Origin of the sequence: Rhizobium sophoriradicis (assembly GCF_003939025.1) — a bacterium.
GTDB classification, from domain to species: domain Bacteria; phylum Pseudomonadota; class Alphaproteobacteria; order Rhizobiales; family Rhizobiaceae; genus Rhizobium; species Rhizobium sophoriradicis.
Genome location: NZ_RQIH01000001.1, coordinates 43,605 through 64,092, shown reverse-complemented (window position 1 = coordinate 64,092; position 20,488 = coordinate 43,605). Strand labels below are relative to the sequence as shown.

Genomic DNA, 20,488 nt, shown 5'->3' with positions numbered 1-20,488 from the left:
CTTCGGCATCCTCCTCGTCGTTCACAACACTGCGCCAGGGGTGGAAGAAGGGGAGTGGCTATCTGAAGTTCGCCGAGGTCATGACCCATCTGGAGACGATCGCGCGGGACATGGGGTCTGCCGATGCGCTGGCGCCTCAGATGATCCCCCCGATCGTGCTCGACCCCGAACACGCCACGGTGTTCGTCAATGAACGAGATCATCACCTCAACGGGGGTCGAGCTCCGCCATCGCGAAATAAGCCGAGGCCTTGCGCAGTATCTCGTTGGCCTGCCGAAGCTCTCGGTTCACCGGCAAACAGCCGCAGGCGACCCTCGAAACTCCTCAATGGCATCGCTACAAGCGGACGCGGGTACGTTCAGCGATACGCCGGTTCCTCGAACTCGCGCGGCCAAGCGTCAAGCTTTATTGCGAGCTGAGTTGCAGCTGTAATCTTAGCCGTCGAGATAAGCCTTTTGGATAGGTGACTGCTGTGCTTCAAGGGGGTTACAATCTCCGGGCGAAATGCGGGAGATGGAGCATGCGCCAGAGCTATGGCAGTCCGCGGTGCTGTTCAGGGCGCCGGGGTTGCTCATCGGCGCCCTCGCATTTGTTGCAGCCGGCGGCATGACCGTCAGCGACTTGCTTGCTTCATGGAACGCTTCTGGCGGCACCGGGATGCAAGATCAAGGGCAATATTAGCATCGAAACCGGCGAACGAATTTTCCATGTGCCGGGGCAGCGATATTACGCACAACGAAGATCAGTCCCCGGTATGGAGAACCGTGGTTCTGCTCGGAGTTTGAAGCTTGGGCGGCCGGTTGGCGGAAATCAAAAGCGTAATGAAGTAGGAATTTGCAACTTGGATTCCTTTGTGGCACCGCGAGTTTTTTTGATGCCGCTGCTTGGCTGTTGCCATGGTGTTCACGTTCTGGGCTAAAAAGATCGCATAATGGATCGAAGGGAACACCAATTCATCGGACACGCCGATGGGCGGTACGGTGAAGGGAACTACGCCGGCAAGCGCGCCTCGGCATAATGGTCGGCGGCCTTTTCCAGCACCTCTTCTGCCCACTGGTTCAGACTCTTTCCCGAAAGCTCAGCAGCAAGAGCTGCTCGGCGATGGACTTCGGGAGCGACACGAAACATCATCTTCCCGGAATAGGGTCGCTGAGCTCATTGCCGATTTTCCTGCAGGTCTCCAGGTAGTCATTGACTGCCTCATGGAAGGCTTTCTTGAGTTCAGCGACACTGTCACCGTGAAAGCCGATTACATCGGAGATACCTGCAATCCTGCTGAAAAACACATCGCCCTCAGCATCGAATTCGATGCGAGCGTGATATCCGTTGTAGGCCATGATGTTCATGGCGTTACTCCAATCTGCATCAGGAACTCGCGAGCATCGCGGACCAGATAACGCTTGGCTTCCTTGTCCGGATGAGGTCGATGGAAGCTCGCAATGATCCCGTCTTGACGAGCGCGTTGCCCGCTCACCCGTCGGCGCCGGCTGGATCGAGCGCCAAAATTATGCCGACGCCTGCGCCTCGCTGTGGATCGACGGCGAACTCGTGCATCTCGAGGACCTCGTCCTCCACGACGCCACCCACGATATCCGCACGCCCACTCATGAGCTGACTATCGCTCGCGACGTGTTGCGAACGCGCCGGCGCATTACCGCACAGTCGCCCAACTGGGCGCTGTCTGCCGGGGGTGTCCGAACCCTGCGACAGACCCAGGCGTGGCCTGGACCATCAGACGGTCCTACCGGTACCGCGGACGAGAGCAGCGTCGAGCCAGCAAAAATGGCCGAGCGGGAAGGGGAGGGAGATGATGAGGACGCGCAAAATTTGCCCGGCGTCGACTATGCCGCCATCGATGCGGTGCTGGCCCGCTCGGAGGCTGTAATCGAGGACGCGACACGGCCCGGCCGGGCTCCGGCCGATAACCGCGAACGAGACCCTCTCGTCTATGACCTCGACTGGGACGAGGATGCCCGGCTCGACGAATGGCGCGGCGTACTGCGCAAGGTCGAAGACCTGCCGGCGGTGCTGCAGGCCATCATCGCCCTCGATGCCTGGAACGAGCTTTCCGTCCTGCAGCACGCCCCCTGGCTCGGCCGGCTGTTTGCCGCGTCGATCCTGCGAGAGGCCGGTATCACCACCAGCGCCCATCTCACCGCCGTCGATGTCGGCCTCAAAACCATTCCGGTCGATCGGCGCTGTCATCGCGACCGGGAGACGCGGTTGCTGGCCATTGCCCATGGTTTTTTGGCGGCTGCCGAAATCGGCATGAAAGAGCATGACCGGCTGTTGTTGGCCCGTACCTTGATGGACCGGAAGCTGGAGGGGCGACGGACGTCGTCAAAGTTGCCGGAGCTGGTCGAACTGGTGATGGCGAAACCACTGGTGTCGGCCGGGATGGTGGCGAAGACGCTGGACGTGACGCCGCAGGCGGCGCGGCGGATTGTTTTGGAACTGGGCTTGCGCGAGATGACGGGGAGGGGGAGGTTTCGGGCGTGGGGGGTATTGTGAGCAGATCACTCGGTTCGACAATCAAGGTCTTTCACAGAAGTGAGGGCGCATCGGAGAACGGGGAAAAAAATAGCGAGAACGGATGCACGCCGCGGAACGCCCATGCACGAGACGCTCACGATGCTCCGCGAGATGGTCAAAGCTCAACTCTGCTCCTGTCTAAGCAAGGTCCTGGGGCCAAAAGACCCGCCCCATCTGGATAAAGGTGGTCGATGATGTCTTGCTTCAGGTGAGTGACATTGCCGAAGCGCTCAGTAACCCATTGATCCTTTCGCAAGGCTCCTGATCATCGATCACGACGGGCTCCGCCAGGACGAAACTCTTCGCTTGCTGCTTGCTCTTGACCACTCCTTCTTTCATGCGGTCATGGCAGCAGATCCGGCGCCCCGCTGCAACCACATCGTCGGAAATGTCTGAATCCCGAACATCGGTGAGATGTTTCGGGCCAACAGATGCGTATCGTCATTGATTATCCCTGCCGATGACTGAAAACAAGCGTGGGGGAGTATGCCGAAAGCGCCGGCGCGCGTGCCTTTTCAAGTAACGCAAACTGCGCACCGAAAGCAGTCGGTCAATGGTTCGGCGCAGACCAATAATCGGCGGAGTCAACCAATCAAACACGATGCCAGCGGTCTTTCGGGTGGGCAAGATTTGCCTGCTGCAGGAAAATGAGTTGATCTCCGCCTTCGCCACTTCGTCCAACGGTTCGGGAGGCGGTGAATAGATTTTGCCCTGGTCGAGGGAAAGGATCGTCAACGTCGTCAGCATTGTGAGTCTCCTCTAATCGTGCGCCAGTCGACGCGGAGAGGAGTATTCTCTATGACAGGCCCGTTTAGGGTCCTTCAGCGGATGCTAAAAAGTACTAAATTTCCAAAAGGCCACGACAACCGAAACTCCCTGATCGGTTGCCCCTTCGCGTGCCGCTCGGCTGCCGAGGCGCGATAGTCACATCCCCATGTTCGGACGAGCGGGCGGTGCGGCGCCATCAGTCTTCTTCAAGCCCGGCAATCCGCAAACCCTCGAGGATAGGAGCAATCCTGCTTGGGTCCTTGGCCGGCTGTCCTGCCCTGATCCGTGCGATCGTGACAGCCGGAGAGGCTTTTCTGAGCTCCTCGAGGAAATGACGGGCTTGATCGAGGCGGCCGAGATGCGCGTTGGCGGCGATCAGCATCCAGAGACTGGCATCGAAATTTGGATTAATCGCAAGCGCTCGTGCAGCCGAAACCAGGACCTCGCTGTAATTTCCCAAGATCATTTGTGCATGGGCCGTGCCGCATAGCGAAATGTGGGCGAGGGGATCGCGTGGTGAGAGCCGACTCGCCCGATGGAACAAGGCGAGCGCCATTTCGACGCTGCCACAATGCAGGTTGGCTACGCCTGCCGCGGTCACGACCATCAGATTGTTAGGGTTAGCCTCGACGGCCTCCTTCAGTACCGCCATGCCCCAGTCGTACTCCCGTGCAACCTGAACCAGCGCCATGGCGCAATGCGCCGTAACCGCCGGGTCGCCTGCAGAATTCTCCAGACCCCTTCGCGCCAGCATGAAGCATTTTTCGCGGTCTTCAGGCCCGAGCGGTGGCCAGCCCATGGTAATCCGGTGCTCCAGTGCCCAAGCTGCATGGGCGTTGAGCAGTGCGTTGTCGGGCTCGAGCGTTAGCCCCTCAGTGAGCAGCGTAAAGGCCTCGGCATTGTCGCTCGCAGATTCTGTCAGAATTTTTGACAGCGCCCTTAAGTAGATGTCGTATGCAGCAATGCTACCCGGCCGCTCGCGCCGCGAGCGGTCGATCTCCGCCCTCTGGATCAGTGGACCGACGATGGTCGCGACGCGTTCGGTGATGTCGTCTTGGAATTCGAATACGTTGTCCAGTTCGCCGTCGAAGCTTTGGGCCCAGAGATGCGCGCCGCCGATACCCTCGACCAACCGTGCCGTAATCCTCAGCATATTGCCGCGTCGCCTGACGCTGCCTTCGAGCACATAGCGAACGCCGAGCTCCTTCGCCACCCACCTTACATCCATCGCGCGGTCTTTAAAAACAAAGCTGGAGTTGCGGGCTACCACAGCAAAACTCTTGAACCGGCTGAGTGCGGTGATGATGTCATCTACCACGCCCTCGGAGAAATAGTCCTGCTCGGCGACGTCACTGAGATTGGCAAAGGGCAAAACTGCAAGTGCCGGCGCGACGGAAAGCGCAACATTGGTCTTTTCTAATCCGTCGATTGAGCGAACCAGGCGATAGCCGACACGAGGGACCGTTGCGATCCATTCACGCCCATCGGGGGTGGGGCCAAGCAATTTCCGCAGGGCCGCGATTTGCACGGTCAAATTTCCTTCTTCGACGATCGCGTCTGGCCATACCCTTTCCATCAGGACCGCCTTTGAAACGATTCCTCCGTCGGCCTCGAGGAGTGCCTGGAGGAGGGCGAGGCCTCGGTGGCCAATAGCCACGGACTTGCCGCTCCGCTGCAGCAGACCGCAGCCGACATCCAGGACAAACGGGCCGAAGGTATGTCGCGGCTCCACCATGCGTGCAATATATGCGATTAAAAAACCCTCGGAAACTGGCGATCGAGGCTGAAGGGGTCGCTGAAAGCATCCCGCGCTAGCGAAGTTTTCACACTTTTGGTTGATTATCAGGACACTTCCAAGACGATGAATTTAGGAACGATAAGCCAACCTTATCGGTCGTTATTAAGCGATGACGAGCGGTGCGGTTGTGTGTAATATTAAGGCAGTATCCGCACTTTTTGCCCTTCGCCAAACATGGATTCGCTTTCGCCTTCTGCCTCCACTACCCCGACCTGGTCGACGCGACTGCCGGACTAGGCGCTATTGCCGCGGCCGACGTCGGGCCTGGCCGCCAGTATTACCCTGAAATCGCTCGATAATCTGATCATGCCGACCCGGGTGGCTCGGCTGCGGGGCGAAATCGCTTTGTTCTCAGGTCCGCCGTCGTCGCGGCGAAAATGCTGGGCCGCAGCGAGGAAGAGATCGCCTTCCGCGACGCGGTTTTGCTGACGGTTGTCGGCGACGGTCTGCCCGGCCGGAAAACTACTCCTGGCCACACGGTTGCTGACCCGCCGATCCGCTCAGTGGGTACGCCATTCGTCAAGGAGTTCGCCGCGCTGTTGGCAATCCGCTCGCCGCGATCCTGGATCTGGTCCATGCCGCCAAGCTGCCGCGTCTATGTCGAGAAGGTGCTGGTGCCGGAACTCAAAGCCGGCGACATCGTCATCCTCGACAATCTCGGCTCCCACAAGGTCAAGGAGATCCGCGCCGCCATTCGCAAGGCCGGCGCCCACCTACTCTTCCTGCCAAAATATTCCGATCGAAAAGCTCTTCGCCAAGATCAAGCACTGGCTGCGCCAGGCCCAAGCCAGATCAAGGCAGGCCGTGCAGGACGAACTGCGGACAATCCTCGACGCCTTAAAAACATCCCGCTCTAGACTAGACATTCGTGAGAGCGAAGCGCCACTGTGCAGCGAAATACTGTGTCGGCGTTAAAGGCTGTTCGACGCGACTGTTCTTCGCCATCCCTAAGTACAAGCATTACCTAATCCTCGTCACCGCCGGTCAGATAGGCTATTCTTCGTTCTGCGGAAGTTGATTGCTGATTGTTGCATGCCGATCGCCGGACCGTTGGGATGGTCCTCGCTGAGTTCGTCGCTGGAGAGCCGAGGAGGCGGACATGGAGGTCTCAGGCCTCAGCTTCAGACGTCAAGTAGATCTGCTGAAGCGCGAGCTTGCCGACGCGATCGAACGGCAGGCGGCGACGAGCGAAATCCTGCGTGTGATCTCAACCTCGCCCGACGACGTGCAGCCGGTATTCGACGCGATAGCGGAGAGCGCAGCAAGGCTTTGCGGGGCAGAATTCTGTTTCGTATTTCGGTTCGACGGAGCGCTGCTGCATCCGGCCGCGTATCACGGCATTTCGCGCGAGGGCATCGAAGCCGTACGTGCCAAGTTTCCGCGCCAACCGAATAGAGGCAATGTGACGGGCCGAGCCTTTATCAGCGGAATGGTCGAACAGATCCCCGACGTTTTTACCGACCCAGATTATCAGATGCTCCCTCTCGCCAAAATCGTGGCATACCGCAGCGCCATTGGCGTGCCGCTCTTGTGGAAGGGGCGTCCGATCGGAGCGATAGCCGTCACTCGACGGGCCGTCGGATGCTTTCCTGAGCGCCAGGTCGAACTCCTCCGTATCTTCGCCGATCAGGCGGTGATTGCGATCGAGAACGTTCGGCTCTTCGATGAGGCGAAGGGGCGCAACCGGGAGCTCACCGAGGCGCTCGAGCAGCAGACGGCAACCAGCGAAATCCTGCGCGTCATCTCGACTTCGCCAACCGACGTGCAGCCGGTATTCGACTCAATCGCGAAGAATGCGGCGAGACTTTGCGCGGCGGAATTCTGCTTTGTCTTCCGGTTCGATGGGGAACTCATGCACCCGGTCGCTTATCATGGTGTCTCTCGCGAAGGCATCGAAGCGGTTCGAGCCATCTTTCCCCGGAAACCAAGCAGGGCCAATGTGACGGGGCGTGCCGTTCTCAGCGGCGCCATAGAGCAGATTGCCGACGTGTTTGCCGATCCCGAGTACCAACTCCTCTCGTTGGCGAAGATCGTGTCCTACCGCAGTGCCATCGGTGTGCCGCTCACGCTGAACGGCCGTCCCATCGGAGCGATCGGCGTCGACCGCCGCGAGATCGGATGTTTTCCGGAGCGCCAGGTCGAGCTCCTGCGAACCTTCGCCGATCAAGCGGTGATCGCAATCGAGAACGTCCGGCTGTTCACCGATCTGGAGAAGCGCAATCTCGAGCTAAAAGAATCGCTCCAGCAGCAAACTGCGACAGCGGATGTCCTCAAGGTCATCAGCCGGTCAGCATTCGACCTGCAGGCAGTGCTCGATACGCTTGTCGAATCGGCTGTGCGACTTTGCAACGCTTATGATGCAGTGATATTCCTGAAGGATGGCGACTTGCTCCATGCGAGAGCGCATCACGGGCCGATTCCAATGGATTTATTCGGCTGGCCAATGTCACGGGACTGGGCTACAGGGCGGGCGGTCCTGGACCGCAAGCCGATTCACGTCCCCGACCTGAGCGCCGAAGCCGACGAGTTCCCGGACGGCCAGCGCATGGCCGTTCGGATGGGACATCGCACCATCCTTGCGGCGCCACTGCTACGGCAACACGAGGCAATTGGCGGCCTCGTTATCCGCCGTACTGAGGTCAAGCCGTTCACCGAAAAGCAGATTGGCCTTCTCCAGACCTTTGCCGACCAGGCGGTCATCGCGATTGAGAATGTGCGGCTGTTCGACGAGGTGAAGGCGCGGACTGCCGAGCTGGCCGAAGCGCTGGAGCAACAGACCGCGACGGCCGACGTGCTGAAGGTCATCAGTCGTTCCGCATTCGACCTGCAGGGGGTTTTGGATACCCTTGTATCGTCAGCTGCCCGTCTTTGCGACGCGGATATGGCGACGATGACCCGGCCGATGGGTGGCGCGCACTATCCTGTCGCCAGCTGCGGCCTCTCACAGGAATTCGGCCAGTATCTTCGGGCTCTCCCGCTGGAGCCAGGGCGCGGCACCATCGTTGGGCGAACGCTGCTCGAAGTCCGGCCGGTTCAGGTCGCCGATGTTCTAGACGACCCGGAGTACGAGCTGATCGAGGGGCAAAGACTTGGCGGTTTTCGGACCGTACTCGGGGTGCCGCTCTTGCGTGAGGGAAGCCCGATCGGCGTCCTCGCATTGACCCGATCGACCGTGCGGCCATTCACCCATAAGCAGATCGAGTTGGCTTCGACCTTCGCCGACCAGGCGGTGATCGCAATTGAAAACGTCCGCCTTTTTCAGGAGGTGCAAGACAGAACCGAGGAGCTTTCGCGCTCGCTCAGAGAACTGAGAACCGCTCAGGATCGATTAGTCCAGACGGAGAAACTCGCTTCGCTCGGGCAGCTCACCGCTGGTATCGCCCACGAAATTAAAAACCCGCTGAACTTCGTCAACAATTTTTCAGCGATCTCCGTTGAATTGATCGAGGACCTGCAACACGCACTCGATGGTGCAGTCGCAGAGGGCGCAGGACGGGCCGAAATCGACGAGATCTCTGCGATGCTCAAAGGCAATCTCGAAAAGATTGTCGAGCATGGCAAGCGTGCCGACTCGATCGTCAAGAACATGCTCCTGCACTCACGCCAAGGGGTCGGCGAGCGCAGGCTGGTCGACATCAATGCTCTTGTCGAGGAGAGCCTCAATCTTGCCTATCATGGCGCCCGCGCCGAAAAGCAGGGTTTCAACATAACCCTGCAGAAATCGTTCGATCCGGCGGCCGGCGAAGTTGACGTTTACCCACAGGAGATCACACGCGTTCTTCTCAACTTCATCTCGAACGGCTTTTACGCAACGGGACGCCGCGCGGCTTGCGAGAACGGTGATGTGTACGAGCCAATGCTGGCCGTGATCACCCGGAACTTCGGCGACAGTGTAGAGATTATTATCCGCGACAATGGCCCCGGCATCCCCCCCGATGTGAGAGCGAAAATGTTCAACCCGTTCTTCACAACTAAGCCTGCTGGCGAGGGAACGGGGCTCGGGCTTTCCCTCAGCCACGATATCATAGTCAAGCAGCACGGCGGTTCGATCGAGGTGGAAACAGAAATCGGGCACCACACAGAGTTCCGCATTCAACTGCCCCGAATTGCCGCCGCGACAGGAACCTCGAAGGGTGAACCATGAGCCTTCTCATCCTGGTGGTCGACGACGAGCCGGACATCGAGCATCTTTTTCGCCAACAGTTCCGCCGTGATTTGCGCGGCAGGCGGTTCCTGATGGAGTTCGCGCAATCAGCGCGAGCTGCCCTCGAGCGGATCGCCGATGCGAAGGACGTCACCCTCATTCTCGTTCTGTCTGACATCAACATGCCGGGCATGAGTGGTCTTGAGCTACTGCCGATGGCGCGCAGTATACGGCCGGATGTGCCGGTGATCATGATCACCGCCTATGGCGATCCACAGACGAGACAAGAAGCCCTAGATGGCGGCGCCGAAGCATTGCTGACCAAGCCGATCGACTTCGCGGCACTTAGAGAAGAAATCGACATGCGCATTGGGCGGCTCACATGAGCATCAGCATTCTCGTTGTGGACGATGAGCCCGACCTGGAGATCCTTCTCGTCCAGAAGTTTCGGCGAAGCATTCGCGACGGCGCATTGCGTTTTCTGTTTGCCCGCGATGGCGTGGAGGCGTTGACGATACTTGCTGACCACGAAGAGGTGGACGTCGTGCTGAGCGACATCAATATGCCGCGCATGGACGGCCTGTCGCTGCTGGCAAGGCTACGGGAGAGAGGCGAGACCCTCTCGACGATCATCGTCTCCGCCTACAGTGACATGGCAAACATCCGGACTGCGATGAACCGCGGCGCCTATGATTTCGTGACAAAGCCAATCGATTTCTGCGATCTCGAAGCAACAATCGACAAGACAATTCGCCACGTCGAGAACATGCGAGAGGTGCAGCGCCGGCAGGCGTTGGCGGAGCAAGCTCGTGCGTCGCTGTCGCGTTACTTCTCACCCAATCTCGCCGATCGTCTTGCAAGTAGTGCCAATGCCCTTGACCTCGGTGGAGCGCGAAGAGAGGTAGTCTCGCTCTTTACCGACTTGACAGGCTTCACCTCGCTCGTGGAGGCGATCGAACCAAACGTGCTCGGACCCCTCCTTAACGACTACATCGTAGGAATGACTGACATCGTGTTTGCCCACGAGGGGACCGTAGCAAAGATAATCGGCGATGCACTCCACGTTCTTTTTGGAGCTCCGGCGGATCAACCAGACCATGCGGACCGCGCCATCGCCTGTTCGCTGGAACTCGACGGCTTCGCGTGCTCCTTCCGCGAACACTGGAGCAAGAAGGGAATACCGCTCGGCCATACCCGAATCGGCGCGCATGCCGGAAGCGCCGTCGTCGGTAATTTCGGGGGAGGAAGGTTTTTCGACTACAGCGCCTACGGCGACACGATCAATGTTGCCGCGCGCTTGCAAGCGGCCAACAAGACGTTAGGGACCCGTATCTGCGTGAGCGCCACCATCGCCGCCAACGCCCAAGGCTTCTGCGGCCGCCCTGTAGGTGATCTCCTCCTTCGGGGCCGGACCGAGCCTGTCCGCGCTTTCGAGCCGCTTGATGCCGTAAGATGTGGCAGCGCAGAAACGCACGCGTACTTGGTGGCTTTCGAGCAGTTGGAGGCCGGCGATAGTCATGCGGTTGCTTCATTTGCTGCCCTGGTTGGCCGTGACGCGGAAGACCGGCTCGCCAGTTTTCACCTGAAGCGCCTGCTAAATGGCGAAACGAGCGCGATGATCACACTGTGAACTATCGGTCGGAGATTCTGCCGGTCGGTTCATCGTCGCATCCGTTGATCTACGGACCGGACGGATCACGGGCGAAGAAGAGTTGGGCCTTCGGCACCATTCTCTATCCCGACGCCAATATCGAGATCGGCCGGACGACGCCGGGTACGGATATCTACACGCTTTATCCGCATCCCGACGCCAAGATCGTCATCACCAAGGGCAGCACCACACAGGACAAGTTCTTCCTGCACCGCGATCATCTGGCCTCGGTGCGGCAGGTGACCAACGAAAGCGGCACCCAAGTCGAGCAGACCCGTTATGCCGCCTATGGCGAAGCCACCAACAGCAGCTTCCAGACCAAGAAGAGCTATATCGGCGAACGCTTCGATCCGGAATGCAGAGCGCCAGTTCTCGATTGACTATGTGAACAGATTGAGGGGGCAATAGGAAAATGAACGCCACGTCCGAGCAGCATGCAATCTCCTTGGCAAAGGCCTTCGCGACCGAAAAAGGGCTTCGCTTCGAGGAACCCATCTCCGCTCGTCATCTTGCTGTCGACCAGTATCTTGTGACGTTCGCTGTTGAGGGAGCATCTGATCCAAATACCGTGATCGACCCACCAGAATTTATTGTTCAGGTCGATCTTGGGCGAAATGAAGTTACGCTGCTGCCAGCTATGTAATTGCGGCGGTGAGCGCAATTCGCCAAGGGGCGGCCGCCATCCGGCTTCCTCGGCGCCGAACGTGCGCCGCGCAATTCCATAAATAGGCGTTATGCCGTGAATTTCGGTTTATCAGGCGCCTAGTTTATCTGAGTTAACGCACCGCAGGTTCAGATCCCTTCAACTGCATGATTGTGGAATGGCTGATCCGCGCGATGACACTGAGACGAGGGTAACCGCTTAGCTCGGCTTTAGTGCGCGAGGTCGCCTCAGATCAACCCATTAAACTCGCCGAACAGGATTGCGCCATAGTCCGTCGCGCCGTGCAGGACATGGATGATGATCACCTTCGCGTTCTCCACGCGGTAGAAGATCAGATAGTTGCCATGAACGCGTCGACGGATACCATGGTGCTCGTAGCGGGGAACGAGGGCGAAACCGTTGGGGTTGTCGGCGAGGTCTTTGCACTTGCTGCGGAGCTCCCGGACGAATGAAAGGGCACGGCGTGGGTTGTCCCACGCGATGTAATCGGCGATCTGCTCAAGATCGTTCTCCGCCTCGTCGGAAAATTCAAGGATCATGCCGATTTTTCGGCCTGATCAACCATCACACTGTACTTTGCCTCCAGCCGGTCGAAGACATCGCTCGCCGGCTTAGTCCGGCCCGCCTCGGCATCGGCAATGCCGCGCATTATGGAAGCATCCAGTGCGGCAAGCCGGGTCTCCCTGTCCTGAACCAGTCGAACACCTTCGCGGAGAACTTCGCTTTTCGAGCCATAGCGACCTGTGTCGACAAGTTGCTGGATATAGGTTTCGAGCTGCTTTCCCAGATCGGCACTAATCATTCTGCTCTCCATCGGTTTTGACGGAGACAAGATATGCCGTTTATCAACTATTATCAAGCGTGATCGGTTCTCTCTCTCACTCTCTCTAGCTGTTCCGCGCCGGCCATTGCTACCCAGCAATCTGGCTGAAGACATCTTCACGATCATCTTGGCCACTCCCGCACGCAACTCCCTTCGATACCTGCTGGGCACCAGGGTGCTGGCAGAAAAAGGTCCAAGGGGCTCCAAAATTATATGGCACCCCGGCCAGAACCGACAGCATGACGCGCTTAGCGCCGTTTGGACCATCGAGATCCGCTTCCATCGTCCGAGTCGTTGTTGACGCCGCGTCTCGGGGCGTCGACAACTGCATGAGATACACAGGAGATAAGCATTGCCGACGAGACTGATACTGCAACCAGTGCCGATGTGCCGACCGTTGTCGAAACGCCCATTGTGCCGAAGAAACAGCGCAAACCCCGCGCCAAGAAAGCGGCGGCACTCGAGACCGCGTCAGCTGACGCTACGGCAGAGCCAGCGGCTGCTCTGGCCGGCGCCGGTGGCGTGAAGAGGAGAGGGCGCAAGACAAAGGTGATCGAAGGTGCGGTGAGCGCCAGGCGCGCACCTATGCGCCGTGCTCCGAGGCCGTGCAGACAGCCTCGGCCGCGCCGACGACAGCGATCGATGAAATGGCGGATCTCCTGCAGTTGGAAGAGGAGAATCAACGGCTGCGCAAGCTTCTGGCCGAGAAACTTCGCGCTGAAAATGCCGATCTGCGCAAACGGCTGAAGCTCGATTGATAAAGCCGGTCAACCGTCGGCCGCGGATGTCACATCTTTTCCCATTGCGGAAAGCCTTTGTCGCGACGGGATACCATTCATCTTTGACTGGCTACGATCGAGAAATAATCCCGCCGCGGTTCAAAAGCGTCCCGCATTACCTGAAACCGTTCGTCGGACGGGACGCGCCAAAAGCCCTGGCGCTTGCAATTGCGCCATCTCACTAAAGTCGATCAGCGAGCATGTCGCGCAGATCAACCAGAGCATGCAAGTAATCGCGACCTCAGCGCGCGAACAATCCACAGGGCTCGCCGAAATTAACACCGCTGTCAATCTGATGGATCAGGCAACTCAACAGAACGCAGCGATGGTCGAGCAGTCCACTGCCGCCGCCGCATCGTTGTCCTCCGAGGCCGGCCGATTGAGAGAACTGGTGAATCAGTTTCAGCTTGAAAGTGACGCGCGCAGGGCAGGTGGGCATCCGCGGGATGATCGAGACAACAGACCAGTGGATTTGGCTGCGCGCCGAGCGATGCACAGATGAACACAGCAACCACCCGCTCTTGAAGTCTGCACACGAGGTCAATCAATGGCCATGGCTGCATGACATGGCGCGTCTGGCGAACAGCTTCTACCCGGAATCCGGCTCTCGTCCGTCACCCAGGGCAGACGCAGGGTATTCCAGTTCGGGCACATCGATTGGCTTCACCGAGCCTTTGATCGTCCGCGCCAGCGGACGGACCAAGGTTCGGCAGCGGCGGGCTGCAAAGAGAACTACGTCTTCGCTAACGCGCTTAAACGGAATCTTTCTGACGGGTGCCGTCGCCACAAACATTGTGTTGCTATGCTGCTTGACGGCTTAGTTCGCTAGGACTTTAGCAATCTCTGGCGGCAAGGCCATCGCCATGTTTTGATCTCCATTCATATGACTATTTACTAATTTAGATTCTGGTATACCGTCGGTGTGCGATCGGCACCTATGCCACACGTCGCTTTGCGACGGCCCTGGAGGGCGCGCGCATGCGGCCGGCCGCAAGTCGCGAATGGGCCCTCGCAAACGCGGCCCTTGGGAGGAGATTATGAAACAGCTGAAACGGAAAAATGCTGCCTTGTTCTTCGCTGCGTTGATGTTGAGTGGGGCATCGGCGGCTGCATCCCATGCCGCCGACAAGCCGACACTCGCATTCGTCGTCAATGGAGCGTCTGACTTCTGGAAAGCCGCCGAGGCCGGCGTGAAGAAGGCGCAGGCCGAAATGCCAGACTACAACATGGAACTGAAATATCCTGAGCAGGCGGCTGTGGCCATTCAGCAGCGTCTCATGGAAGATCTCGTCAGCGCCGGCGTCAAGGGGATCATGGTCTCCGCCGTCGATCCTAAGACCCAGACGGAGGGCCTTAACAAGATCGGCTCGCAGACGGCTCTGTTCACCACCGATAGCGACGCGCCGAAGACCAACCGGGTTGCTTATATCGGTTCTTCGAACGTCGACGCCGGCAAGCAGGCCGCTGAGATCGCCAAGAAGGCGATGCCCGACGGCGGCAAGTGCATGGGCTTCGTCGGTCTGCTGGGGGCCGATAATGCCCGGGAACGCATCGAAGGCATGAAAGAAGGGCTAAAAGGTACCAAAATCGAGCTTGTCGACGTTCGCGGTGACGACATCGATCAGACGCGCGCCAAGAAGAACGTCGAGGATGCGTTGGTGGCCAGCCCCGACCTGACATGCATGGTCGGCTTCTACTCCTACAACACGCCGCGCATCTATGAGGCGCTGCGCGACGCAGGCAAACTCGGCCAGATCACCGTCGTCGGCTTTGATGACGATCCGATCACGCTCGGTGGGGTCAAAGAAGGCACGATCGCGGCAACCGTCGTACAGCAGCCGTTCGAATGGGCCTATCAGGGCATGAAATTGATGGCCGCCTACCTCAAAGGCGACAAATCAGGCATTCCCACCGATGGGTTGATCATCATCCCGACGGTGATCATCGGCAAGGATGACGTTGACAAGTATGCCGCCAGCCTGAAGGCCATGGCCGGAAAATGACCTCCTTTGCGGCGGCGGCACGTACCGCCGCCGCAAAAGGCGTCTCATACCGACAGATCAACAGCCAAGGACAGCCGATGAATCATAGTTCCAACATGCCGTCGCCGGGTGTGCCCGGAAAGCCAATCCTTTCGCTTTCCGGCGTTGGCAAGACCTATCCAGGCGTCATTGCGCTCGACGGCCTGTCAATGGACATCATGCCAGGCGAGGTTATCGGACTTGTCGGCGAGAACGGGGCCGGGAAATCGACGCTGATGAAGATTCTCGGCGGTGTGATCGCACCCGATCGCGGCACGATCCTGCTCGACGCCGCAGAGCTTCGTTTCCTCACCGTGGAATCGAGCATCTCCGCCGGCATCGCCTTCGTGCATCAGGAACTCAATCTCTTTGAGAATCTCGACGTCGCTGCCAATATCTTCTTGGGGCGCGAACCGCTGAAAGCAGGACCTCTCAAGCTCGTCGATCGCGATCGACTAAGGGACATGGTGAAGCCGCTCTTGAGGCGCGTGGGCGCGCATTTTTCCGCCGACACACCGGTGGCATCGCTTTCGCTGGCCGAGCAGCAAATGGTCGAGATCGCCAAGGCGCTGTCTATTAATGCGAGACTCGTCATCTTTGACGAACCCACTTCCAGCCTGCCGATGGCTGAAACGGAGCGGCTGCTAAGCATCATCAAATCGCTGAAGGCAGATGGCATCAGCGTTATTTTCATCTCGCATCGGCTCCACGAGGTTGAGCGCGTTGCCGACCGGGTCATCGTACTGCGTGATGGCGCGCTTGTGGGAACTCTCGCCAAGAAAGACATCGGCCACGACCAGATGGTCAAGCTGATGATTGGCCGGGTGCTTGCCGCCCGTACCGCAAAGCCGCAACGTTCACCTGGCTCAGTCGCGCTGAAGGTAAGTGCCGTGCGCACTGCGGCTTATCCCGGCCGACCCGTTGATTTGGAAATCAGGTATGGAGAAATCCTCGGACTTGCGGGCCTCGTCGGGTCCGGCCGCACCGAGCTTGCCAGGGTGATCTTCGGCATTGATCGCAGTTACGGCGGAGTAATCCTGCAGGACGGGCAGCAAATTGCAATCCGTTCTGCGCGGGAAGCCGTTGCTCGCGGAATTTTCCTGGTGCCAGAGGATCGAAAGCGCAACGGCATTCTTCTTGATTTCCCCATCGCCCAGAATATAACCCTTGCCGATCTCACCATGCTCGCCAGCCGCTTCATGCTTTCCGCCGAGCGGGAGACGGCGGCCGCCGAAAAGCAGCGCGTACGCCTCGGCATCAAGGCGCCGTCTGTTTCAAGCCGAACGGGCACTCTGTCCGGCGGCAATCAGCAGAAGGTCGTGCTTGCCAAATGGTTGTCGATGAGCCCGAAGGTGATGATCTTCGACGAGCCGACACGCGGCATCGATATCGGCGCTAAAAACGAGATCTATGGCCTGATGCGCGCTCTTGCAGATGCCGGTGTCGCGATCCTGATGATCTCCAGCGACATGGAAGAGGTGATTGGCGTTTCGGACCGCATTGCGGTCATGCATAGGGGCCAGATCGCGGGCATTCTCGATGAGGACGAATTCAGCCAGGAAAGCGTCCTTTTGCTCGCTGTCGGCAAAGGCCGAAAAGCAGGCCCCGCCGGCGATATGTTAGATATCGGGGGAATGGATCTCAAATGATCAAAAAAGATCTTGGACTGCTGCTTTTGATTGTCGTCGTGGGCATTGTCGTCGCGATCATCAATCCGCGCTTTCTGCTGCCGATCAACCTGGCGAATACCGCCAACCTGATTGGCCTGTTCGGCATCCTGTCGATTGGCCAAGCCTACGTCATTATTACAGGTGGGATCGAACTTTCCGTTGGTTCGCTCGTAGCGCTTCTTGGTGTGCTGTTTATCGATTTCGTCGCCGTCCAAGAAATGCCATGGATGCTGGCGCTGCCAGTCATTCTAGTGCTAGGCGCGGTTATAGGTGCCATTCACGGTTGGCTGATCACTCGGCTGAACCTGCAACCCTTCGTCGTCACCCTCTGCGGGCTCCTTATCTATCGAGGCGCGGCGCGCTTCTATACGGCCGACGGCACGGCCGGTTTTGCGTTCGGCCAAAATTTCCAGTACCTCGAGTTCTTGACCGCCGGGCGGTTGTATGGCGTTCCCAACACCTTCATAGCGCTCGTCATCATTTCCGTGGTCATGTGGGTGGTGCTGCATCGCTCTGTCTTCGGGCGATATCTTTATGCGATTGGCAAGAACGAGGAGGCAGCCCGCTATTCCGGTATCCGGACCGACCGGATGGTGATGTCGGCCTATGTCATCTGCGGACTGCTTACTGCCCTCGCGGCAATTTATTTCGCCATGTACACGCGCTCGATCTCGCCGGCCAGCCACGGCCAGTTCTATGAACTTTACGCGATTGCAGCTGCCGTACTCGGCGGGTTCTCGCTCCGCGGCGGGGAGGGATCGATCATCGGCGTCGTGCTCGGGACCGTCCTGCTTCAAGAGTTGCAGAACCTCGTGAACCTGCTTGGCATCCCCTCCTCGTTGAACTTCGCCGTCATGGGTGGCGTGATCCTCATCGGCGTGCTGATCGACCAACAATGGAACGCAATCCGCGCACAGCGCCGATTGCACTCAGCTGCCCGAAAGACCGAAGCCCGAGTTGCGGACGATGGCAACTTGCCGGTTGTCGTCCATCAGGACCGGCTCGTGGATGAGAACAGCTCATCAGGCCGCCGCTAGCGCGAAGAGGCTGCGTCGTTAGTGTATCAAACGGTTCTAACGACGCGCCGGATCGCAGCGTGAAGAGGACCATTCCTAGGAAAAACGACACTTTTCGACCGCACTGATTACCCGATGCCGTTTGATGGAGGCAAAGAGTGCGTGCAGTTTCTTGAGGGTGCCAGTCCGGACAACGCCTGAGACGGCGTGCACCAAAGACTAACCCGCCAGGACGTACATAGCCAACTGCGCTGATCAGAAAGGCTCCCTTGCTTCCAGCTGGAAATATTTCCCAGGAGAGACACCGAAGGCTGACCTGAACACCGCAATGAAGGCGCTGGGGCCTGAGTAGCCGAGCGAGAAGGCGATATCGCCGACGCTTCGGCCGGCCGCGAGCCACTCCACCGCTTTGAGGAGTTTCGCCTGCTGACGCCAGGCGCGGAACCTCATGCCTGTCTCAGATTGGAAATGGCGTTGGAACTGCGCGGGGACATGGCCGCACGTGACGCAAGTCCATCGAGTGGCCAATCTCGACGAGACGATCCTGACGTTCGACCGCCTCCGAATCGCATAGGTGCGTCGACGAGTACGATGTGGTAAACCAGAACTTCTCATCTCATCACATCTGGTTCCGGGTCCCACATCCCCCATGCATATCCCTCCAAGGCTCGGGCTAAAGCTCGGACCGCGCGGCGGTTATGCCTGTCTTGTTCGAGGACCGCCTGGTACGAATCTTGCGCGCGGGCGTCACCAATGATGCCGGTGCATCGGCGAGTGCCTCGCGGGCCGCTGAGGTCAAGGTGGTGGCAACGAAATCCGCCTCCCGAAGCGCGGGCTCTTGCCTTTCCTTCTCGCTTTCCACCCAAAAAACTGCGCCGACGCGAATGGCCGGGTATATGCGCTTGAACCGACGAATAAGTACGCTGGCGTGCCTTGCCGAGTCTTCGTTGAGGAAGCAAACCACGATGGCGTTCGATTGTTTCGGAACGAGGCTCATGGCGCCGCGACTCGAAATGTGTGTTTCGGCGTGCAAATTTGACCCCCTTGGCGGGGTAATCGGCGTCCAATTTTGACCCCCCTCAGATTTCATCTGACCATCCGGCTTTTGGCGGCGGATGGAGTGGGAGTTGAAGCGAGTGGATACTATTGCGCGTGTTCGACGGGCCTTCCATGTGCAGGGCTGGTCGGTGAAGAAGATCGTCCGGGAACTGCATGTTTCGCGCAACACGGTCCGCAAGATTTTGCGTTCCGACGAGACCGATTTTACCTATGAACGAGAGCGACAACCGCTGCCGAGGATCGGAGCGTGGAAGGCCGAGATCGAGCGGTTCCTGACGACCAACGAGGGCAAGCCATCGCGCGAACGGTTGACGCTGATCCGGATTTACGAGGAGGTTCGGGCACTCGGCTACGACGGCAGTTATGACGCGATCCGGCGATACGCCAAGACCTGGGCGAAGAACCGGGGAGCCATGACGGCGGAAGCCTACGTGCCGCTCTATTACGCGCCGGGTGAGGCCTACCAGTTCGACTGGAGCCACGAGATCATTCTGATCAACGGCGTGACGACGACCGTCAAGGTTGCTCACGTCCGGCTCTGCCACAGCCGGATGATGTTCGTCAGGGCCTATATGCGCGAAAGCCAGGAGATGGTGTTCGATGCGCACGACAAGGCCTTCGCCTTCTTCCGTGGCACCTGCACGCGCGGCATCTACGACAACATGAAGACGGCGGTCGAGGCCGTATTCGTCGGCAAGGAGCGGCAATACAATCGCCGTTTCCTGCAGATGTGCAGCCATTATCTCGTTCATCCCGTGGCCTGCACGCCCGCATCAGGCTGGGAGAAGGGGCAGGTCGAGAACCAGGTTGGCCTCGTGCGCGAACGCTTCTTCACTCCACGCCTTCGCGTCAAAAGCCTGGAAGAGCTGAACGTATGGCTGCTCGACAAGTGCATCGCCTACGCCAAGGCGCACCGCCATCCCGAGCAGACCGAGCGGATGATCTGGCAAATGTTCGAGGAGGAGCGCGGCAGCCTCGTCCATTACGTCGGGCCGTTCGACGGATTCCACTGCGTCCCGACCTCGGTGTCGAAGACCTGCACGGTCCGCTTCGACAACAACAAATACTCCGTCCTCTCAACTGCGGTCGGCCGGCCGGTCGAGGTTCACGCCTATGCCGAGAAGATCGTCATCAGGCAGGACGGTGTGAACGTCGGTGAGCATCCTCGTTGCTTTGGCCGTGGCGAGACGATCTACGATCCCTGGCATTATGTCCCTGTTCTGGCACGCAAACCCGGTGCTTTGCGCAATGGTGCGCCGTTCCGTGAATGGGTCCTACCCACAGCGATGGAGAAAGTGCGCCGGCGGCTGAAGAGTGTCCATGATGGTGATCGGCAAATGGTCACCATTCTCGGATGCGTTCCCGCCGACGGTCTGGCGGCCGTCGATGCTGCCTGCCAGGAGGCTTTGGATCACGGCGTCTGCTCGGCCTCGGTGATCATCAACATTCTGGCCCGGAGCCGTGATCCGGCCCCGGCCGCAACCCTGCAAACCCCGGATGCGCTGCGGCTTACCCATGAACCGGTCGCCGACTGCGCACGGTATGACAGCCTCAGGAGGGCAA

At 59.0% G+C, this 20,488-nt stretch carries 12 protein-coding genes, 12 pseudogenes and 1 other annotated feature; of the genes and pseudogenes, 15 read left to right on the top strand and 9 right to left on the bottom strand.

From position 1 onward, the window contains the following. Window positions 1–129: 129 nt before the first annotated feature. Window positions 130–244 (bottom strand) — a sequence feature (AL1L pseudoknot). Beyond that, window positions 159–288: pseudogene (locus tag EFR00_RS00380) on the bottom strand (IS3 family transposase); the annotation flags it as partial. (Overlaps the previous feature by 86 nt.) Window positions 289–504: 216 nt before the next feature. Between EFR00_RS00380 and EFR00_RS33385 the strand changes: the two are divergent. Next, window positions 505–822, top strand: a pseudogene (locus EFR00_RS33385) (sunset domain-containing protein). Between the two features lie 168 nt (window positions 823–990). On the opposite strand, the pseudogene EFR00_RS34005 reads toward EFR00_RS33385, so the two are convergent. Together EFR00_RS34005 and EFR00_RS34000 are read right to left on the bottom strand one after the other, a co-directional pair. Then, window positions 991–1,346 (bottom strand): annotated as a pseudogene (locus EFR00_RS34005) (type II toxin-antitoxin system HicB family antitoxin). Continuing rightward, window positions 1,343–1,453 (bottom strand): annotated as a pseudogene (locus EFR00_RS34000) (type II toxin-antitoxin system HicA family toxin); the annotation flags it as partial. The pseudogenes EFR00_RS34005 and EFR00_RS34000, both read right to left, overlap by 4 nt. On the opposite strand from EFR00_RS34000, the pseudogene EFR00_RS00355 reads away from it, so the two are divergent. Further along, window positions 1,444–2,511: pseudogene (locus EFR00_RS00355) on the top strand (RHE_PE00001 family protein); the annotation flags it as partial. The pseudogenes EFR00_RS34000 and EFR00_RS00355 sit on opposite strands and share 10 nt — an antisense overlap. 462 nt (window positions 2,512–2,973) lie before the next feature. Here EFR00_RS00355 and EFR00_RS00350 read toward each other — a convergent pair. Next, window positions 2,974–3,279, bottom strand: coding sequence for a hypothetical protein (locus tag EFR00_RS00350; RefSeq protein WP_077994568.1), 306 nt, complete (start codon window positions 3,277–3,279; stop codon window positions 2,974–2,976). 217 nt (window positions 3,280–3,496) lie between these two features. After that, the gene (locus EFR00_RS00345) at window positions 3,497–5,035 is read right to left on the bottom strand and encodes a winged helix-turn-helix domain-containing protein (protein WP_077994570.1); all 1,539 of its coding nucleotides are present in this window, start codon (window positions 5,033–5,035) and stop codon (window positions 3,497–3,499) included. 440 nt (window positions 5,036–5,475) lie between these two features. Here EFR00_RS00345 and EFR00_RS33995 point away from each other — a divergent pair. The 7 genes and pseudogenes from EFR00_RS33995 to EFR00_RS00310 form a co-directional block, all read left to right on the top strand. After that, window positions 5,476–5,589: pseudogene (locus EFR00_RS33995) on the top strand (hypothetical protein); the annotation flags it as partial. A gap of 99 nt (window positions 5,590–5,688) precedes the next feature. Beyond that, window positions 5,689–6,013 (top strand): annotated as a pseudogene (locus EFR00_RS00335) (transposase); the annotation flags it as partial. 184 nt (window positions 6,014–6,197) lie between these two features. After that, window positions 6,198–9,242, top strand: coding sequence for a GAF domain-containing protein (locus EFR00_RS00330; RefSeq protein WP_077994572.1), 3,045 nt, complete (start codon window positions 6,198–6,200; stop codon window positions 9,240–9,242). Continuing rightward, window positions 9,239–9,628: a response regulator gene (locus EFR00_RS00325; protein WP_009995274.1), complete on the top strand. Its 390-nt coding sequence runs from the start codon at window positions 9,239–9,241 to the stop codon at window positions 9,626–9,628. The genes EFR00_RS00330 and EFR00_RS00325 overlap by 4 nt, the downstream gene beginning before the upstream one ends. Then, window positions 9,625–10,872 carry an adenylate/guanylate cyclase domain-containing protein gene (locus tag EFR00_RS00320; RefSeq protein WP_040112722.1) on the top strand — a complete coding sequence of 416 codons (1,248 nt, stop codon included), beginning with the start codon at window positions 9,625–9,627 and terminating at the stop codon, window positions 10,870–10,872. The genes EFR00_RS00325 and EFR00_RS00320 overlap by 4 nt, the downstream gene beginning before the upstream one ends. Next, on the top strand, window positions 10,869–11,273 hold the full coding sequence (locus EFR00_RS00315) for a hypothetical protein (RefSeq protein ID WP_009983201.1): 405 nt from the start codon (window positions 10,869–10,871) through the stop codon (window positions 11,271–11,273). Before EFR00_RS00320 ends, EFR00_RS00315 begins: the two co-directional genes overlap by 4 nt. 32 nt (window positions 11,274–11,305) lie before the next feature. Next, a complete protein-coding gene (locus EFR00_RS00310; RefSeq protein WP_040112724.1) occupies window positions 11,306–11,536 on the top strand; it encodes a hypothetical protein in 231 nt (76 codons plus the stop codon). A 248-nt stretch (window positions 11,537–11,784) separates the two neighbouring features. On the opposite strand, the gene EFR00_RS00305 is transcribed toward EFR00_RS00310, so the two are convergent. Together EFR00_RS00305 and EFR00_RS00300 are read right to left on the bottom strand one after the other, a co-directional pair. Next, complete coding sequence (locus EFR00_RS00305) at window positions 11,785–12,096, bottom strand: type II toxin-antitoxin system RelE/ParE family toxin (protein ID WP_077994574.1); 312 nt, start codon at window positions 12,094–12,096, stop codon at window positions 11,785–11,787. Beyond that, the gene (locus EFR00_RS00300) at window positions 12,093–12,359 is read right to left on the bottom strand and encodes a type II toxin-antitoxin system ParD family antitoxin (RefSeq protein ID WP_077994576.1); all 267 of its coding nucleotides are present in this window, start codon (window positions 12,357–12,359) and stop codon (window positions 12,093–12,095) included. The genes EFR00_RS00305 and EFR00_RS00300 overlap by 4 nt, the downstream gene beginning before the upstream one ends. Before the next feature lie 306 nt (window positions 12,360–12,665). On the opposite strand from EFR00_RS00300, the pseudogene EFR00_RS00295 reads away from it, so the two are divergent. From EFR00_RS00295 to EFR00_RS00275, 5 genes and pseudogenes are all read left to right on the top strand, one after another. Beyond that, window positions 12,666–13,138, top strand: a pseudogene (locus EFR00_RS00295) (transcriptional regulator); the annotation flags it as partial. Between the two features lie 199 nt (window positions 13,139–13,337). Next, window positions 13,338–13,661, top strand: a pseudogene (locus tag EFR00_RS00290) (methyl-accepting chemotaxis protein); the annotation flags it as partial. 535 nt (window positions 13,662–14,196) lie between these two features. Further along, window positions 14,197–15,162: a sugar-binding protein gene (locus EFR00_RS00285; RefSeq protein ID WP_077994577.1), complete on the top strand. Its 966-nt coding sequence runs from the start codon at window positions 14,197–14,199 to the stop codon at window positions 15,160–15,162. A gap of 77 nt (window positions 15,163–15,239) precedes the next feature. Continuing rightward, the gene (locus EFR00_RS00280) at window positions 15,240–16,829 is read left to right on the top strand and encodes a sugar ABC transporter ATP-binding protein (RefSeq protein WP_077994672.1); all 1,590 of its coding nucleotides are present in this window, start codon (window positions 15,240–15,242) and stop codon (window positions 16,827–16,829) included. Continuing rightward, window positions 16,826–17,887, top strand: coding sequence for an ABC transporter permease (locus tag EFR00_RS00275; RefSeq protein ID WP_077994579.1), 1,062 nt, complete (start codon window positions 16,826–16,828; stop codon window positions 17,885–17,887). Before EFR00_RS00280 ends, EFR00_RS00275 begins: the two co-directional genes overlap by 4 nt. Before the next feature lie 234 nt (window positions 17,888–18,121). Here EFR00_RS00275 and EFR00_RS00270 read toward each other — a convergent pair. Together EFR00_RS00270 and EFR00_RS00265 are read right to left on the bottom strand one after the other, a co-directional pair. Further along, a pseudogene (locus tag EFR00_RS00270) lies at window positions 18,122–18,396 on the bottom strand (helix-turn-helix transcriptional regulator); the annotation flags it as partial. 143 nt (window positions 18,397–18,539) lie between these two features. Further along, window positions 18,540–18,875 (bottom strand): annotated as a pseudogene (locus EFR00_RS00265) (AI-2E family transporter); the annotation flags it as partial. A gap of 118 nt (window positions 18,876–18,993) precedes the next feature. Between EFR00_RS00265 and istA the strand changes: the two are divergent. Beyond that, window positions 18,994–20,487: pseudogene (gene istA, locus EFR00_RS00260) on the top strand (IS21 family transposase); the annotation flags it as partial. Window position 20,488 lies beyond the last annotated feature (1 nt).

What these genes read in the sequence shown, in the direction of transcription:
- EFR00_RS00350 (WP_077994568.1), bottom strand. Translation starts at nt 3,279, where the DNA reads ATGCTGACGACGTTGACGATCCTTTCCCTCGACCAGGGCAAAATCTAT.
- EFR00_RS00345 (WP_077994570.1), bottom strand. Translation starts at nt 5,035, where the DNA reads ATGGTGGAGCCGCGACATACCTTCGGCCCGTTTGTCCTGGATGTCGGC.
- EFR00_RS00330 (WP_077994572.1), top strand. Translation starts at nt 6,198, where the DNA reads ATGGAGGTCTCAGGCCTCAGCTTCAGACGTCAAGTAGATCTGCTGAAG.
- EFR00_RS00325 (WP_009995274.1), top strand. Translation starts at nt 9,239, where the DNA reads ATGAGCCTTCTCATCCTGGTGGTCGACGACGAGCCGGACATCGAGCAT.
- EFR00_RS00320 (WP_040112722.1), top strand. Translation starts at nt 9,625, where the DNA reads ATGAGCATCAGCATTCTCGTTGTGGACGATGAGCCCGACCTGGAGATC.
- EFR00_RS00310 (WP_040112724.1), top strand. Translation starts at nt 11,306, where the DNA reads ATGAACGCCACGTCCGAGCAGCATGCAATCTCCTTGGCAAAGGCCTTC.
- EFR00_RS00305 (WP_077994574.1), bottom strand. Translation starts at nt 12,096, where the DNA reads ATGATCCTTGAATTTTCCGACGAGGCGGAGAACGATCTTGAGCAGATC.
- EFR00_RS00300 (WP_077994576.1), bottom strand. Translation starts at nt 12,359, where the DNA reads ATGATTAGTGCCGATCTGGGAAAGCAGCTCGAAACCTATATCCAGCAA.
- EFR00_RS00285 (WP_077994577.1), top strand. Translation starts at nt 14,197, where the DNA reads ATGAAACAGCTGAAACGGAAAAATGCTGCCTTGTTCTTCGCTGCGTTG.
- EFR00_RS00280 (WP_077994672.1), top strand. Translation starts at nt 15,240, where the DNA reads ATGAATCATAGTTCCAACATGCCGTCGCCGGGTGTGCCCGGAAAGCCA.
- EFR00_RS00275 (WP_077994579.1), top strand. Translation starts at nt 16,826, where the DNA reads ATGATCAAAAAAGATCTTGGACTGCTGCTTTTGATTGTCGTCGTGGGC.